This is a genomic window from Pseudoalteromonas sp. APC 3224 (assembly GCF_030407535.1).
Classification (GTDB): domain Bacteria; phylum Pseudomonadota; class Gammaproteobacteria; order Enterobacterales; family Alteromonadaceae; genus Pseudoalteromonas.
Window position 1 is genome coordinate 108,163 of the sequence record NZ_JASDDF010000004.1, and the last position, 18,661, is coordinate 126,823.

Genomic DNA, 18,661 nt, shown 5'->3' on the forward strand with positions numbered 1-18,661 from the left:
AGTATACCAATTTAACTGTATTGTTCGTTATCAAGCTCAACGGCTTCTTTTAAACGCTCTAGTACATCGGGCATCGCCGAAGCTACACGGTTCCAACTCGGCACAAATGGCGCTTCCATTGGGTTTTCTAAAAAGTGTTGGCCTGCATTCATAATATTTTGTGCAAACATTTCTACCGCTTTTTCTTCCTGATGAATATCAAGTGTTAAGCCGTTCATTAACGCATCATTATGATAGGTTTCAATAAAGTCTAAACCAATGCGGTAATATGTCGCTTTTAATGAACGTATGGTTTCGCTGGTAAAGGTAACCCCCTGAGTCGCTAGCTTTCTAAATAACGCTTTGGTTATATCAATCGACATTTTAGAAAGGCCAGCAGTTTGGTCGTCCAGCGATAACTCTTGGTGTTTATGATCGTAGTTATCGGCAATATCAACTTGGCATAAGCGGTTATGGGAGTAATTACGGTACATCTCGCTTAATACGCCAATTTCTAATCCCCAGTCACTAGGAATACGAATATCGTTTAATACATCGCGTCTAAACGAAAATTCACCGGCTAATGGGTAACGAAACGAGTCCATATACTCAAGGTAGTCTCTGCTGCCTAATATGGTTTTAAACGAGCGTAATAACGGAGTAACCAGTAAACGCGATACTCGACCATTTATTTTTCCATTGGCAGTACGCGGGTAAAAGCCTTTACAAAATTCATAGTTAAATCGAGGATGTGCAACGGGATAAATTAATCGCGCTAATAAGCCTCGGTCATAAGTTAAAATATCGCAATCATGTAGTGCTATTGACTCAACCTCCGCGGTAGCGAGTTTATAGCCCATGCAATACCACACATTACGGCCTTTACCGAGCTCGCGTGGCGCCACACCTAAAGCTTGAAGCTCTTTATCGAGCGCCTGCAAACGTGGGCCATCGTTCCACAACACTTTATGGTTTTGATCAAGCGATTTAAAAAAGTTCAATGCATAGCGATACTGGCTTTCGTCGGCTCTGTCTAAGCCTATAGTTATTTGCGATAAATACGGTACTTGTTGCAGCTCTTTGACAATGTTTTGTAAAGCAGGGCCTTCTAACTCACTAAATAATGAAGGCAATATAAGCCCCATTGGTCGCTGTTTACTAAAGCCAAGCAACTCTTTTTCTAAATCGTCTACGGGTCTATTAGCAATGTTATGTAGTGTTGTAATAATGCCATTTTGATAAAAATCAGCCATGTAAACTATACTCCTCAGAACTGGGTAAAATACTGTTAATACAAGGTAGTGCTGTAATTTCTTCAACCCAGCCTAGTGGTGCCGGCAATTGAGAATAGCGCGCTTTGTTATAGGTTAATTTAACTGGCTTTTTACTCTCTGGATTGGTAATGATGATGGCGATATCAGCCTCTTCTAGCATTTGCTTATCGTTTTCACTATCCCCTAGCGCAATAATGCTCAGCGCTTTAGTAAACTGCGTATTAAACTGCTGCACTAACCATTGCTGAGCCATGCTTTTATCGGTATTTTTTCCAATGTGAACAAAGCGCCCGCCTACTTTAACCTCGTAGCCATATACTGATATCGCATTGATAAATTCATTTAGTTGCTGCTCATCGCCATGCCAGCAGAGCGGATCTGAGTATTGACGGGTTTGTGCTTGCGTTGCTTGTAGCTGGTTTAATCCTGTCATTTTCATTACCTGCTCACTGGTCAGCTCACTAAACAAACTATATTGGTCGCCGTAGTCTTTTTTTAAGCGTTTTAAATCAGTCCATAAATTGCTAATGGGTGCAGCAAACGAGTAACACCAGTAGCCTTGGTATTCGCTGCAGCCAATTGGCCTGAGATTAAAATAATTTTTAGGAATATAAACAGCCGAGCCATTTTCAACAATGAAAGGCTGTGTAATATTAAGCGCTTGTTGCAGTGCAACTACTTCACTAAATGTTTTGCTGGTATTAAATACCACAGGTACACCGCTGTATTGCAGCTCTTGTAATAAGGTATCTACCGCATCGGTGTTGTAATCTCTGTGATTGAGTAATGTGCCATCTAAATCGGTAAAAATGATAGGTTGTACAATACTATCGCTTGTAAGCACCATCGCAGTTACATCTCGATTACTATCGAGCTCTATAAGTGCATTTGCTTTAGCACTAAGAGTGTTGAGGTTTTCACGGGTAATACGCTCAAAATGAGAAATAAACCACAATAACTGCTCATCAGTCATAGTGCCTGCGCCCTGCCCTTGTTTGGCAATTAACTTGTGTTCTTGCTCTTGGCGCCACGCAAACACATCATCAAAACTCGGGGCTTTGAGCATAATTGTGTAATCGATTTTATCAAAAACGGTTTTATATTCATTGGCTAAACAGCTGTTAATACAGCGACGCCATAACCCTTGTTGATCGTATGATTTTTCTAGCTCGTTAATAGGCTCAACTAAAGTAAAAGGCTGCTGTGGTTCACTGGCTACACACCACCCTTCTAAAATAACAACATCGATCGGCTGACTATTAGTTAACCATTTGTTTTTTGCTACAGGTTCATCTTGTTGCTTATCAAAACGCGGCAGCGGTACATTTACTTCTGCATTTAATAAACGACTAATCGTGTTATCCATTAACGCAACATCGTGTGTACCCGGTACGCCTCGGGTGGCGAATAAACAATGCACATCTTGGGCTAACTGTTGGCGTTTTTGAGTTGATAAATAAAAGTCATCAATAGAAAGCGCAACACAGTTTAGGTGGGTATTTTGGCTAAACCAAGTTACTAAATAATCACCAAGTGTGGTTTTTCCTGAGCCTTGGCAGCCATTAATTGCGACAAATATAGGGGCTGTTTTTTTACTGGTTAGAATGTCCTGCGCAATAGCAGAAAAATACTGCTCGCTAATATACTGATATTTCAACGGCAGTTGGTGTTTTACTAAAAAAGCATTTATATCCACACTCTTGGTCTCCATATAACAATCCCTGAGTCAACTATAGGGTATGACTAAGGAAATGCAGTTACTAGACCAATATTATTTATTGTTACTTTTTAGTAGGTTAAAAAAAAAGCGCATTTAAAATGCGCTTTTTTGGTGCAATATTTTTAGCCACAGTGCAAACTTAACTCTGGTCGCTCTGTGCTTTGGGTAATACTAAGTTTAATACTATGCCTAAAATAGCACACAAGCTCACACCTTCTAGGCTGAACTCACTACTACCTATGTACATACCACCAATACCACAAATTAAAATAAGTGCCACAATACTTAAATTGCGCGGTTCACTTAAGTCATCGCCCGATTTAACTAAGGTGTTTAAACCAATAACCGCAATAGAGCCAAATAATAAAATCATTATTCCGCCCATTACTGGCACCGGAATGGTTTGCAAACTAGCGCCCATTTTAGCAACAAATGCTAAGCAAATTGCGATAATGGCAGTCCACATCATTACTTTAGGGTTAAAGTTTTTAGTAAGCATTACCGCACCAGTTACCTCTGAGTAAGTGGTATTAGGTGGGCCGCCAAATAAGGATGCGGCAGACGTGGCTAAACCATCACCAAATAAGGTGCGATGTAGTCCTGGTTTTTTCAAATAGTCTTTTTTTGTAACTTGGCTAATTGCCATCATATCGCCAATGTGTTCAATAGCAGGCGCAATTGCCACCGGCACCATAAATAATATGGCTTGCCATTTAAACTCTGGTAACACAAAGTTTGGCACAGCTAACCACTGTGCATTACTTACGGCTTCAAATTGCACTATCCCCATAAATAACGATAGCGTGTAACCGGCAACAACACCGGCTAAAATAGGTATTAATTTAAATACCCCTTTACCCCACACGGCAAACACTAAAGTAACGAGCAATGAGAACATAGAGATAATAATAGCGCTGTCGTAGGCAATAATTTGTGTGCCACCATCGCCACTTTTACCCATGGCCATATTAACCGCCGCAGGCGCAAGCGCTAGACCAATTACCATAATCACTGGGCCTACCACAATTGGCGGCAAAATTTTATGTAAGGTTTTTGTACCTTTAAACTTCACCAATAAACTTAATAGCATATAAGTAAAGCCCGCCGCCATTAAACCACCCATAGTGGCGGGTATACCCCACATTTGTACTGAGGCAATAATGGGTGCAATAAACGCAAATGACGAAGCTAAAAAAATAGGCACTTGGCCTTTAGTCACAAACTGAAACAACAAAGTACCTAAACCAGCGGTAAACAAGGCTACGCTAGGATCTAGGCCGGTTAAAATAGGCACTAGTACCAATGCACCAAATGCAACAAATAGCATTTGGGCACCGGTTAGAATGGTTTTTATAGAAAATGTAGAATTATTTTGCACTGCTAAACCTTAGTAAACCGTACCGAAAATTTTGTCACCTGCATCGCCAAGCCCTGGGATGATGTAACCTTTTTCATTTAAATGGCTATCAACTGAGGCAGTAAAAATCTCAATATCAGGGTGAGCGGCTAATGTTTTTTCAACGCCCTCAGGTGCAGCAACCAGTACGATTACTTTAATTTCTTTACAGCCCGCTTTTTTAAGCATATCAATGGTGGCGATCATAGAACCACCAGTAGCCAGCATTGGGTCAATCACTAAGCTTAAACGCTCATCAATATTACCCACTAGTTTTTCAAAGTAGGGAACTGGCTCAAGAGTTTCTTCATTACGCTCTAAACCCACTACACTCACTTTAGCCGCTGGGAGTAACGACATTACGCCGTCCATCATACCAAGGCCCGCACGTAAAATTGGCACCACGGTAATTTTTTTACCCTTAATGTGCTCAACTTTAAGTTTATTACCGTCCCAGCCTGTAATTTCGTTATCTTCTAATTCTAGGTTTTTAGTGGCTTCGTAAGTTAATAATGTGCCCACTTCTGAACACAACTCACGAAAACTTTTCGTGCTAATTCCATGCGCGCGCATTAAACCTAACTTATGTTGAACAAGGGGATGAGAAATAACGTGAATAGCCATAGTAATAAACCTAGTGATAAAAAATTTGACATATTTTATATTAAAACAGGCCGTTTGACTGTTAATTTTAGTCTTGATTTCATAGTTCGTGCCAAAATATTTAATTTAGCCACAACTATAAAGATTTTTGTGTTTATGAGTTGTTACTCGCTAACCAATTATTTACCTGAGCGCGCATGTAGCTGTTAACCTTTTTGTGTTCTGGGCTCCACCCAAGTAAAAACCGATAAAAGTCTGCCCATGCCACTGGCCATAAATGAGCCCATTGTGTAACAACATCATCAGCATTAATGTGTGGTTGATAGTCACTCAGAGCATGCTTCAATTGGCTAAAGTAATAGTCGAGGTAGCTCTGTGCGTGTTTATGAAGCTCAGAATCATCCATACAACTGGTTATAAAATACATTACATCAATCACCCCAACACCCGCACCCACATATTGAAAATCGTAACCGAGAATATGCCCTTGGCTATTAGCGGCAAAGTTAGCAAGCTTGGCATCACCATGAATTAACGTTTTATAATCACACTGCTTTAATGCGCCGTTTAACAGAAATGCAGCCTGTTTAATATTGGACTTTTCAGGTAAGTTATTAAATTCATCAGGGCGTGTACCCAAATGCCAATAGCTTCCTTGCGCCCATAAACCATCAAACTCTGTATTTAAATGAAAGGCATGAAAATGTGCCAACCACTTTAATATGGCTTTTATATTTTCGGTGGTTGCTTGGCTGTACCCCTGCTTTGAAAAATCTTTAAACACCAAGGCAAACTCATCGCCCTTGTTGATTGCTTTAATGCATTCAATAGCTGCAGCTTGCTTGGGCAGCTTATGGCTAAATTGCTGATAAAACGTATATTCAACGTGGTAAGAGTCACGCTTTCTATTCAGTGCAAAGTTGCTTTGCTTAATTTTAGGGTGATTAATATGATCGGGTACTTTAATCGCTTTAATCACACAGGCTTGCTCATCAAGTTGGCACTTCACAATTTGACCACAGCCACTCCAAAGCGAGGTTAGGGTTTTGCCAATGGCTACACGCTCAAAATACGGGGTAAGTAATGGAAGATAAAAAGACATAGCCATATTAGGTTGCTAAATTTTAGTTAGTTTAACATTAGACAGTGTTTTAAATAAAAGGTCTTAATAAAAACGCCCTTCGCGCGCAACATGAAATACTGTGTTAATAACCAAACTAACCTGTCGTTTTTTTTGCAATTGCTATGGCAAAGCCTATGCATTATTCATAAATGCCTAAAACATAATTTGAAACTATTAAAATTACAAAATTAAAGGTAGGTGATAAGATGGATACTCCAAATTGGAGTCAGTTTATCTGCAAAACTAATTACTGTAAAAACAGTTTACAGGTGAGTCAGCCATGAATAACGATGGCACTGTTTTCTATTGTTCTGGCAAAAAGTGTGCCCTAACTTTTTTGCGTTTAATCGTAAGGTAATAAATGTATCACCCTAAGATTAGATAGATTAAAGCATTACTCAATTATCGTCTTATAATATTGGCATCGAGCCGTGTTCGACATCCCATTATTGGAGGCGATACTGCTTCAAGTCTGTCATCAAGTTCAACTCTCCCCGCTTAGCAATTTACGCATTTTGTCCGTGGTAATAAAAACAATGAAAATGAATGTTTCTCAGAGTGTAGATGATAAATATAAAAGAAACATACTAAGAAACAACGCCGTTATAAAACCTTGCAGACTAATTGTTACTTACAGAAGCTGAGCGGCCAGATACCTCTTGTATTGTTTCTTTATTTAAATACTAAACAATTTACCGGCTTAAATATAGGAACGTGTTGGTGTACATATAAATGGGGTATGTGGTAATGTCTATTACTAAATTAACAGGAAGGTTAGGTAATTGTGTTTTTATTAAGGAAGATTTTAATCCTTGTTGCGTTTTTTAGCTTTAGCGCGCAAGGAAGTGACATGGTCGTTAAACAGTTTGAGTGGAAACCTTCAGTCGTTCTAGTAGGCCAGCCAACAACTTTTTACTGGAACATCGAAAATGCTAAGTCATGTTTTGGCAATAATAAGCCACGTACATCAAGTGGTAATAACGGAAGACATGTTTACACATACGCTCAAAGTAAAGTTACAAGTTGGTCATGTACCGATTCCCGCGGGAATACAACCAACTTAACGGCCTCATTAACCGTAGAAGAAACCCCTAGTACTCCAAGAAAACCCTCTATTTCTCTAGTTAGCGGTAAAGTTAATGTGTCTTGGAGTAAAGTCAATGGTGCTTACAAATACAAAGTTTACTACCGATTAGACTCTAATTCATGGCATTATTATACCTCATCAGTAGGATCTAGCTTACTAACTAATCTGACAAGCTCAGGTACTTATCAGGTAAGAATCTCGGCTTGTACCGTTAATAATCACTGTTCGGATTATTCTTCAATTAGTTCTATCCAAATTTCACCTCCATCAATGCACTCGACGTGGACTGGAAAATATTCTAGCTGGTGGGAAAGGCCACAATATTATAATGGTACACCTAAGTACAGCGGTGCGTTTGGCACTTATACACATAAACATATACCTGTTGCCGTTTATGCTGGTGGTGATTTATTTAGTGTGCGTACAGACAACACTCAAGACGATAATTTTTACGTTTACGTTTCGAAAGGTACCCAAGAAGTTTTAGTGCACACTATAAATAATTGGGACGACCCGCACACCAATGCTGTGATAAGCATTTTACCACACGGCTACATTGAGGTGAGAATTGCTAGTCGTGGACTAGCACATAAGTTTCAAAGCGGTGTGATATTAAAAAGTAAAACACCTTACAGCCTGAATTTTGAGTGTGTGGATGGTTGCAATTCACAACAGGTAAATTACGAAGCTTACCCACAAATACACTACACAGGGTGGGGTAAGCACTTAATTTACACTAAATATGAAGTTATAAATGGTAAAAATTACAGGCGCACATACAGTAAGGTTAACGGCAGCGAGCAAAGACTTAGTGATTTAGCGCAATACACGCTTAGTTACTATGACTCAAATCGCGACATGTTGTGTGTGGCTAGCAACACATTACTAAACGCAAGTCCTGACACACGTGTAAACTTAAATTTTATGTGCACTGAAAATCACAGCGGTTTATGGTCTAAAGCTGATTACTCTATTTTAGATTTAAACGATGACTCGGGCCGTATAGTTTATGATTCAAACGGTAAGTTTATATACTTAAAAGACATGATTGCTGTGGCTGGAACCCAACGTGTTTTATTTACCGAGTCGGATAGTGCAGACCCAACAACAGGAACTCGCTGGCTGTCTGAATGGATTAGAGGTGAGGGGGTTAAGAAAATAACACAAGTTGGCCATAATTACTCGGCAGGTGCGTACCTTAAAAAAGGTGAAAAACTTTACATCGTAGCGGGTATTAGCAATTCAACTGGTTATTTGAGTGGTAACCTCGAGCTGTACAACACTGACTACAATTTAGTTGATACGTTGCAAGGTGATTATAGTTACGTACGCAGAGTAAGAGGTATAGATGGTATGGCTGTAATGTCACAAGGTACAAGCGACCAAACTACTCGCGGCAAACATTACACATTAGAGTTAAAGTAAAAATAAACCTGCTTTAATTGTACTAGTTTGATTACCACTACAGTCAGCAGGGTACAAGGCAATCGTTCAATCCCTTTGGCTTTAAAAGCAGCCAAAAATAAAGCCCCTTGCGGGGCTTTAGGATTAAATAGTTATTTATAAAGCAGGCTACTGTATAGTGATAAATACTTCATCCGTACTATCATCATGTATTAAAGAAGCGCTAACATTCATTTCTGAATATTGGTTAGCAATTCTATCATTCCAAACTTCCACAATAGAACCTCCTAACTTCTTTGCCTCGTTAACTTCCATGCCTTCAAAAATAGACGTTAATTCAAATAAGTTCATCCAATATTGAATTTCTTTATCATCACGCCCCTCAAAAAGAAAATCAGCATATTTATCTTCGTTAAACATTTCTTTAAAAAAAGTTTATCATCTTTAATGACAAATTTTGGGTTAAATAACACACTCAGCCCATTCAATAAATCACTATGGATGTCTTCAAACTTGAACAAAGCGTGCAAATAATCAAGCGTGTTAAGGTTCTTACCTTTGGACTTCCCACAGTTTGCAAGACACCTAATGAGTTACATTGTAACTTCTAATTAGAGGTGTTTTATGAGCAAAGGCAAACGGTATACCCAAGAATTTAAAATAGAAGCAGTTAAACAAATAACTGAACGTGGTTATTCAGTTACTGAAGTATCAGAACGATTAGATATTTGTACCAAAACGTTATATCACTGGCGAAGCCAGTTATCAGAGAAACCCAAACAAACCAAATCATCTGATGAACAGCTAAGGATCGCCAAACTTGAGGCCGAGTTAAAACGTGTCACGGAGGAACGCGACATTCTAAAAAAGGCCGCAAGGTACTTTGCCAGCAACCCCGAGTAAAGTACGCTTTTATTCGTGAGCATCAAAATGAGTTTTTATAGTTGCGATGTGTAAACTATTTAAGCTACACCGCAGTGGCTTTTATGCGTGGTTAAAGAGCCATTGAGTGACAGAGCAATCGAAGATAATCGTTTGCTTAAGATTATTAAAGAGTTTTACGTTGTCAGTGGTGGCACTTACGGTAGTCCTTGGATACACGCAGATTTATGTGAAGCTGGTGAGCAATGTAGTGTTAATCGTGTCGCTAAGATCATGCGCCAACATAAACTCTAAGCGCAGATAGGTTATAAACGTCGCCATATTAAAGGCGGTAAAACATCACGCATTGCAGATAACTTGCTAGCTCGTCAGTTTAATCCTACTGCGCCGAATCAAACTTGGGTAAGTGATATTACTTATGTGAGAACCTATGAAGGCTTCTTGTATGTAGCAACTGTCATGGATTTATTCTCTAGGCGCATCGTTGGCTGGTCGATGGATAAAAGCATAGACAAGCACTTAGTAATTAAAGCATTGCTCATGGCAGTTTATCAACGCCAACCCAAAGCTGACGTAATGGTACATAGTGATCAAGGAAGCCAGTATGGTAGCGCTGATTACTTAGCCTTTATGAAAGAACATAACTTTGTACCCTCAATGAGTCGAGCTGGGAATTGTCACGATAATGCAGTTGCTGAAAGCTTTTTTGCAACGATTAAAAAGCGAATAATTAAAAGGAAGATTTACTCAACACGAAATGATGCGAAAGCAGAGATATTTAATTTTATAGAAATGTTTTACAATCCGAAAAAACGTCACTCGCATACAGGCGGTGTTTCACCTGCTAAGTTTGAGGAAGCGTATTTTTCTGAGTTAGAAACTGTCTAGTGCAAGCTGGGAAGTCCAACCTATCTTCGGAAAGTAGACTCTTAAGCTCTCTTACAGAATTATTAAATTCTTCATCTAAGTACTTTACTGTTACTTTAGCGCCAGAAATTTGGGGACCAGAAGGAAAGAGTTCAGGATTGAAGTAAGCAAAATATCTCGCTATTGTGCTCCGATGTTTCCCACATGAAATAAAGAATTTATCATTGACCTTAATGTAGCTAGGCTTATCGCCAGCAATGTTATTCAAATAATAATGAGGGTTTTCAATGAGTTGATTAAGCCGGCTTTTAATTCTCTTCAAATTAAGTAAATTTTGCTTCCAAGTTAACTCGCCATAACCTTGATCATGACCAACTATTTTTTCGAGCGGAATCACCTCATTTTGCAATTCATCTTCCTTGTCTAGAAAAAATAGATTTTTATACTCGTCATCAAACCTTACCAAAACAGAATTATCAAATGGCGTAGATATTTCATTAGTTAATTTAAGAAGGTCCGTTTTCATACACGAAGCTTCAACTAAGCGAGAACAATTTTCCTTTAATGCTTCATTCATATTATTCTGATTTTGATAATATTTTTGCCACTTATTCCACTCTGGTCCAAGGTTATTCACTACCGCCTGAGTTACATACTCCGAAATAATACTGCGCAATTCCTCAGCTTGAATCCGACATAAATCGGTATGAGGAAATTTGACACTAGCTCCAACTACCTTGTGTGCGACACACTGGTGTCTACACGCTTTGACCTCTTGCCAAAACTCTAAGTATTGCTCATTGTCCATATTGATCAAAGATAACAATCTGGATTTAACATTTTCAAATGAAAATTCATGGCCGCATTCTTTAACAGCCTCCTCATTAAAGAATGATGAAAAATGTAAATCATCAGCTCTATTTCCAAAGATATGACACCAAGTTAGACAGACTCTCCAACAGAGTTCTGTGTCATTGCCCAAAAAGTGCCGCCTTTACCACTAATTAACTCAAAGAAATGCTCATACGAAACAAGCCTATACAGAACATTTTCAACCCAGTTGATGTAATCTAGCCTTTCCAATTTTTCTCAAAGTAATCTTTATATTTTACTTACATTTAACCGTTGCCAAATTTAACTTATACTTCACGAAACTAAAAGCCACCAAAGCCAGAAACAACAAAGCCCCGCGAGTGCGAGGCTTTGGATTCAAAGTGATTTCTTTGAGCTGAACGTTCCTGATATTGCAGTTATTAAAGTTCTTATATTCAATACATAGAACAGCAAAACTAAGAAAACCGATCCAACTTTAAAAAATGCTATTGCGTAGCTTTTCTCCCAACCGAAAAGCAAATAGAGAACATAGCTGCCAACAGCAATTCCCACTACATTGTATATGGGGAATAACAGTAAATACTGAAATAGCAACTTTTTATTACTTGGTCCCATTAACACCCTCCTTGCTTCAGGCATTCTGAAGCGACATTATCTGCAACTGAGGATACAGCATTAACAGAGTTACCTGCAACGTTACCAGCAGTAGCTCCCGGCTGAGTATTCGTGAACATAGTTTGCGCACGAGAATTCCCAAGAGTCTTTTGAGTAGCATTTGCTTGAAATTGTCCGCTAGTTCCACCTGACACAGCACCGAGAGCGGCACCTTTACCAGCAGCTTCCAGAACTTGCCCACCATCTATACTACCCGTTTGAGATAATTGTGTTAATGAGCTTCCTGTTGCTCCCGTAACAGCACCTGATACGGCACCACTTATACCTTCAGTAGCAACCTTTGAAGCACCATTCCCCATTGCCGACGCTGGTTTTGTTAATGCGCCGATAGCTTTACTCGCTAACTTACCCGCCGCACCGCCTGTTCCACCTGAGATAGCGCCAATACCAGTTTGCATGGCTACCTCTCCCCAATCACTTACACTTCCACCTGAAGCTACTTGGGTTATTACCTCACTTGCAAACCCAACAGCAGCACCAATAGCAAATTGTATAAATTCACCATCAGGATCTTTATATTTATATGGGTTATTGTTTACATACATATATCGGTTAAATGACATGACTGGGTTAGCAGCAGTATACCCAACAGGATCATTAGAGTAGAAACGCCCGATAACTGGATCATAGTATCGTGCCTGCATATAACTCAACCCTAAATCAGTATCGAATTTATGCCCTGTGTAACCCACATCATCTTTGGGGGCTTCTATCGATTCACCAAATGGACGACTGTGTTGACGGCTTTTATCTACACTTTGCGTTGAAACGTTACCGTACTTGGCAATCAGTTTTTTACCTAAGTAAATATAGTTAGTACCGCTGCCTGTTATGGTGTTTCCTTTTTCTCTATATAATAAGGTACCACCTTGGCTATACATTGAATAACTGGTGCCATTGCCATCAGTTTGTTTTACTCGGCGGTTATGGCCATCGTAGAGGTAACTATTACCTTTTGCTGTGATAAGTTGGTTGGCCGCATTAAAATCTAAACTATATGCGCCATTATATTTTATATTTCCGCGGTCATCATACCTAATGGAGCCATAACGCCCGCTTACGCCTGTTACTTTAGATAAACGATTTTTAGCGTAGTTATACGTATAGTTAAGTGTTTTACCCTTATTTTTATAGTAAGTGATATTACCAAAGCCATCATAGCGTAAAGTACTTGACCCGATGCCTGCACCACCTGTTGTACTGGTTAACCGGTCGAGGCCATCATAACCTAGTGAAGTTAAGCTGTATGCGCTGTTTTGACCATCAATGATTGAGGTAACATTTGAATTGCTATCGTAGTCATAAGTCAATGACATAACCGTACTAGGTAGATTACTGTCACTGGGTCCTGTATCTTTTAGCTGCTTAGGTAACAAGCTATCTACATGTAATGTGGTTTTATGCGTTATACCATTGCCATAGGTAAAAGAGCTCAACATACCATTAGGGTAATAATGCGCATTTTTGGCAAAGCTTAAGTCAACGTTTCCATTTTTATACACTTGTGCTTCTGTTGGTGCCCCAAAGCCATTCGGTTTTAGGCGAATCACAGTGCCGTCTGGGTACCCTATTTGGTTTTTGTGTTGTAAGCCGTTATAGGTATAATTCAACATGAGTGGGAGTTCATCGCCAACAAACAGCTGCTCTTCTTCGAGTAGATTTTGGTTATTGTACTCATAACGGTGGATTACATTACCTGCTGTTAAGGTTTTAACGTTACCGTTGTTATCACGTTCATAACTCACATCGCCTGAGGTATCTGGGTAGTTAACTAGTTTTAGACTACCTAAATTATCATAAGTATAAAATATACTCTGACTTGGCGCTGAGTTGGTACACTCGGTATTGGTAACGCCAGTTTTGCTCCATACCAGCTCACCTAATGCGCTGTATTTATAAACGCTATTTCCCACATCAGGGCGAGTAATCAAACATAACCGTTTATTACTGTCGTAATAACGACGTTCAGTAATGGTGGTTAAGGTACCTGATTTATTAGGGCCTGTTTGCTGTATAGAATGAGTAAGACCAAAAACATCAATATCTAATGATGTAGTTACTCCCTCTGGTGACTCTATTTTGACTGGACGCGAATAATTAGGAAAACCAAATGCCTGATAAGTCGTGGTTGTTGTATTCCCTTTAGCATCAGTCACTCTTATGCGATTATTAGAAAGGTAATCATGATTAACAGTGCCAACGCCGCTTGTTATGGTTGATATTATACGACTTAGGTCATCATAGTTGGCCCAACTTCCTTTGTCTTCATCTGAGTTGGCACTGACGTGTGATGTAAAAGTCGGATTATTTAAATAATCATATTCGAAATTTTGGTAACGGGTGCTACTCAAAGCACTGCTATTAAGCATATCTTGGTGCTTTATTTTCGTAAGACGTAATAAATTATCATAATATTCTGTCGTTTTAAATGCGGTTTCGCCAGAACACGATTTTCGTGAACTATCTAGTTTACACTTTAGTATAGTTCGTGTATTTGTGTTGTCATTCCAAGAGTAAAGGGTGTCATACCAACTTCTATTTACGTCATCTGTTATGTCAACAGATTTTATTCGTCCTAAAAGATCGTAAGCATAACCCGTAGTTGTGCCATTTAAGTCTGTGACTGAGGTAACCCAGCCGTTATCATCAACTTCTTTCGTTATTTGCAGCTCTTTTGCACTTAACCTGGATTTTACTTTAGTCGTTCTTGCCGTGCCACGATAATAATCACTATATTCAATAGTACGATTACCTTCGCCCGATGTTAGTGGTGCATTCAACTCTACTTTTTTAAGATTTCCATCCGCGTGATAACTTCTATACGTATCAACAAGTAACCCTTCACTGTAGCGCTTGGCGGGTAACAATTGATTGCTACTATTGAATTGCGCATATTCCGTCTCCACAACAGGAATAAAGAAGTTAAGATTTTCGTCCGTTAATTCACTATCACTAATATAAATTTTTTGTGGCAAATTTAACACCCAATTATCATAATCGTTGATGTAGGTATTACGAGTATACTTCTCCCTAATCATAGAGTTATTGGCGTTACTGTATTTTTCATGAGTTAGTTGAGCAATTCCAAAAAAATTAAAATCACTGTATCTTGTTTCGTACTTATCTCGATTTGTACTGTCAGTTATAAGTTCGGCTGTTATATTTACAGGGGAAGTTTTTACGTAAAAACTGCCTCTAATTATTATTTTACTTCCAATATCATTTGCTACTTGGTAGCTATTTTTTGTTTCCCTTAAAAGAATTGAATTATTATCATAGTACTCAGTAGCATTTATACGACCAAAAAACGGTGAGCGAGCATCCCTGTTAATATATTCTTTAATCGAACTATTATCTGGCAATGTAATAGTAAGAGTTTTATTAAGATAGCGATCTACATCTTCAGGTACAGTTCCTTTCAGTCTATGTTTGTCAGCAACAAGCTCTCCTTTTTTTTGTCCTTCATTGCTCGAATAGTCATAACGCCAATTATATGAAGTGTTTACATCATAAGAAATTTCTTTTTCTCGTAAGGAAAAAGCTGAACGACAAATACTACCACCTAGGTATTGATTCGCACTATCGATTCGAGTTAAATCAAATAGAAAGCGACCCGTGGCACCCGTTGGATGAACTATATTTATAGTCATTGAAGTTCTTCCGTAATCAAGATAACAATGTGGAGGGCCCCCTTCTGCATCCGGCATACTTCCATCCAACCAATCTAGTTCATATTGCCATTTTTGCTTAGTTGGTAACTCAACAATAAACTTATCCGGTTCATTATAATACTGCCACTGACGACCATTGAAGGTTACTTTTTTTATATTTCCAACAAAGTCAACTGAAATAACCTGGTTATCACTGGTGATAACTTTTGATAACTGGTTAGATTTGTAGTGCTCTAAAGAGCTATAATGAAATTTATACAGTTTGGGGTCATATTCAAATTTGATCCAGTTACCATATTTGTCCTCAATTTTGCTAACAAACATAGCTTCCTTTATCTTGTTTGCATGAAATTGCGACCATGTATCAGCTGTGTAGGCTTCGCTAGCTTCACCTAGTCGTATATTGTCTGTACTACTTCCTTGAATAGGGCGCTGTAAAATACCTCCGATATTAGCAAGAACATCGAAATAGTATTTATTCCCATTCGGTGCTTTGGCGATAAAGCCTTCATTACCCGAAACACTATTGGTATAGCACGAAATAGACCAACCGCTATTAGTTATATAACGATCTGTACTGTTACTACCGGCTTTATCATTCAATAAAAGAAGATCATTTACTTGATTAGGAATAATTAATTTAGGTGTTGAGAAGAATGAATCAGGGATATCGAAATACCCCCCTGAACGTCCCGGAATTGGCTTAAGAGGTTCTTGTTTACCTGAACAAGAAGTTCCATTAGCCCAGCTTGGTGGCCTAAATACAGTTGTCGTACCGCCAGAATAAGCCTCACCATAACTAATCTCTATTCTGGGGACTTCTTCTAGCCAACCAGGTAATTCAGGAAAGTTAGTTTGGTATGACATAGAATATGTGAAATCCAGATTTCCTAACCTACTTATTTTGACATCATTACGTTTAAAGGTTACAACACCAGAATAATGGTTTAACTCTTCTCCAAACAAGGTGGAGTCTTGAGCAAATTTTCCGTTAATATCCGGTACTGTAATATAATCCATTTTCTTGGAGGCGGTTGTATTAGTGGCATAAGACACGTTAATTACAATAAAGCAACATAAGAATGCAAAGGCTTGTTTGGAAAAAAAACTACGTTTTAATTTATTCATTGCTTTACAACTCCATTTAAATATGTCGAAACCACTGGCGATCCTTGTAAATCCGTATGTATAAATATAATTTGTTTTTTACCATCTGAGTCATCTGGTAATTGCACATAAGCTATACTGGCTCGTTTAAAGTCGCCACATATATTCTGAGAGTTACACGCAGAAACTCTAAAGATAGCTTTATCACCTAGCTCAGGTACGAAGTCACTGCTAGCCAGCTGAGTATTACATCTTGTATGTAGAATATTACGGGTACCACACTGAAAAATTTCCCACCCTCCAGATTGAATAGCTGTTCTTTGCTCAAGCACGTAGTGGCTCGCACCAACAACACTACTCCATTCGAGGGCGTAATCACTGTTTTGACGAGAAATTGTAAACGCATTTGGTGCATCAAACACTTTTTCTCCCACTACAGTACAAGCTGTATCAGAAAAAGCCCCTTTACTTCCATCACTGTAGGAAGCTCTAACTTTATAACAATACTCTCTTCCGGCAGCTAAACGAGGTCTAGTTACTTTGTACTGACCTAGTGAATTAATAGGAATATTATTAGGTGCACTACTAAAGAGCAAACCATCTAGCTCACCAAAAAGCTCAAATTTAGTGACTCCCTGTTTTACAGTGCCACACCATGAAATGTTAATTGGTGTATTTACAGGAGTAACACTTGGAATATTCAAACAAGCAGGCGAATCACTTTTATTTACAGGAACAACATTAAGCCTAGCGTTAAGAAATGCATTCGAATTTGTTGGTAATCGATTCCCGTATTTGTCTTTACAAAACCATTCAGTAATTTTTGCTTCTTCTGCCAGGAATCTATGTACACCGTTATTCCCTTTAATTGGCCATGTTTTATTATTGCCGTAGCATGATTCAGCATTCTCAACATCCCAATAAAATGTCGAGGTCTCACCCACCGTTATTACGGCTGGCTTCCACTCGAATTGCTTTACTTGCATTGTTGGCGGTGAAATCTGAATAGAACTAATTGAAGAATAACCTGAACAGTGATTATTAACGGTACAAGCTGATATTCTAACCTGATAAGTACCTGAGCTTGTCAGATTAGTTAGTAAGCTAGATCCTACTGATGAGGTATAATAACGCCATGAATTAGAGTCTAATCGGTAGTAAACTTTATATTTGTAAGCACTACTTACTTTACTCCACGATACATTAACTTTACCGCTAACTAAAGAAATAGAGGGTTTTCTTGGAGTACTAGGGGTTTCTTCTACGGTTAATGAGGCCGTTAAGTTGGTTGTATTCCCGCGCGAATCGGTACATGACCAACTTGTAATTTTACTTTGAGCGTATGTGTAAACATGTCTTCCGTTATTACCACTTGATGTACGTGGCTTATTATTGCCAAAACATGACTTAGCATTTTCGATGTTCCAGTAAAAAGTTGTTGGCTGGCCTACTAGAACGACTGAAGGTTTCCACTCAAACTGTTTAACGACCATGTCACTTCCTTGCGCGCTAAAGCTAAAAAACGCAACAAGGATTAAAATCTTCCTTAATAAAAACACAATTACCTAATCTCCCTGTAAAATTGGCTGAAGATATTACCATATATCTTATTTATATAAATACTAATATATACCTATATTAGAACTAGTTAATTGTTAAAGCCTACTTATTCATATAAAGTATCAACTATTAAAGAATATGGCTTGTAACCCAACAGCGTTAAGAATGAGGTAAATGTTGTATTCTTTCTACATATATTATAAGTTGCAATTGAATATGCGATTGCCCTTATTTTTACTGCTGGATAAAATTGTTCCTTCTCATCACTATATAAAAGCTAGTTTCAGCTCTAAGTAACTAAATAATCATTTTCAAACTAAAATTGAATGCATGAAAATTACTGCTTTATGCAGTTAAAGTACAGACTTATTTGGTTGGGTTTTATTCGAGTAATTTTTCTCAGTTACTCATGTCTGTTAGTCTTTTACATCTAAGGTTTTCACAATAGCTTTCATGTGATGAAGGTCTACTGACTGCAC

General features: G+C 38.5%; 10 protein-coding genes and 1 pseudogene. 2 read left to right on the forward strand and 9 right to left on the reverse strand.

Annotation, left to right across the window (positions count from 1 at the left end; genetic code table 11):
• Positions 1-11: 11 nt before the first annotated feature.
• From QL989_RS03285 to QL989_RS03305, 5 genes are all read right to left on the reverse strand, one after another.
• Positions 12-1,232 carry a glycosyl transferase gene (locus QL989_RS03285; RefSeq protein WP_290168188.1) on the reverse strand — a complete coding sequence of 407 codons (1,221 nt, stop codon included), beginning with the start codon at positions 1,230-1,232 and terminating at the stop codon, positions 12-14.
• A complete protein-coding gene (locus QL989_RS03290) occupies positions 1,225-2,964 on the reverse strand; it encodes an HAD-IIB family hydrolase (protein WP_290168190.1) in 1,740 nt (579 codons plus the stop codon). The genes QL989_RS03285 and QL989_RS03290 overlap by 8 nt, the downstream gene beginning before the upstream one ends.
• Positions 2,965-3,112: 148 nt before the next feature.
• Entirely contained in the window at positions 3,113-4,351 is a 1,239-nt protein-coding gene (locus QL989_RS03295; RefSeq protein ID WP_010388985.1) for a uracil-xanthine permease family protein, read from the reverse strand.
• 9 nt (positions 4,352-4,360) lie between these two features.
• Complete coding sequence (gene upp / locus QL989_RS03300) at positions 4,361-4,993, reverse strand: uracil phosphoribosyltransferase (protein ID WP_008466150.1); 633 nt, start codon at positions 4,991-4,993, stop codon at positions 4,361-4,363.
• A gap of 133 nt (positions 4,994-5,126) precedes the next feature.
• Positions 5,127-6,074 carry a kinase gene (locus QL989_RS03305; RefSeq protein ID WP_290168269.1) on the reverse strand — a complete coding sequence of 316 codons (948 nt, stop codon included), beginning with the start codon at positions 6,072-6,074 and terminating at the stop codon, positions 5,127-5,129.
• An 871-nt stretch (positions 6,075-6,945) separates the two neighbouring features.
• On the opposite strand from QL989_RS03305, the gene QL989_RS03310 reads away from it, so the two are divergent.
• Positions 6,946-8,607, forward strand: coding sequence for a fibronectin type III domain-containing protein (locus QL989_RS03310; protein ID WP_290168196.1), 1,662 nt, complete (start codon positions 6,946-6,948; stop codon positions 8,605-8,607).
• A 147-nt stretch (positions 8,608-8,754) separates the two neighbouring features.
• On the opposite strand, the gene QL989_RS03315 is transcribed toward QL989_RS03310, so the two are convergent.
• Entirely contained in the window at positions 8,755-9,006 is a 252-nt protein-coding gene (locus tag QL989_RS03315) for a hypothetical protein (protein WP_290168198.1), read from the reverse strand.
• A gap of 204 nt (positions 9,007-9,210) precedes the next feature.
• On the opposite strand from QL989_RS03315, the pseudogene QL989_RS03320 reads away from it, so the two are divergent.
• A pseudogene (locus QL989_RS03320) lies at positions 9,211-10,356 on the forward strand (IS3 family transposase).
• On the opposite strand, the gene QL989_RS03325 reads toward QL989_RS03320, so the two are convergent.
• From QL989_RS03325 to QL989_RS03335, 3 genes are all read right to left on the reverse strand, one after another.
• Positions 10,313-11,317, reverse strand: a complete 1,005-nt coding sequence (locus QL989_RS03325; RefSeq protein ID WP_290168201.1) for a hypothetical protein — start codon at positions 11,315-11,317, stop codon at positions 10,313-10,315. The pseudogene QL989_RS03320 and the gene QL989_RS03325 sit on opposite strands and share 44 nt — an antisense overlap.
• A 466-nt stretch (positions 11,318-11,783) precedes the next feature.
• Positions 11,784-16,535 (reverse strand): RHS repeat-associated core domain-containing protein, encoded by a 4,752-nt coding sequence (locus QL989_RS03330; RefSeq protein ID WP_290168204.1) that lies wholly within the window; start codon positions 16,533-16,535, stop codon positions 11,784-11,786.
• Between the two features lie 104 nt (positions 16,536-16,639).
• A complete protein-coding gene (locus tag QL989_RS03335; protein WP_290168206.1) occupies positions 16,640-18,115 on the reverse strand; it encodes a fibronectin type III domain-containing protein in 1,476 nt (491 codons plus the stop codon).
• Positions 18,116-18,661: the final 546 nt, after the last annotated feature.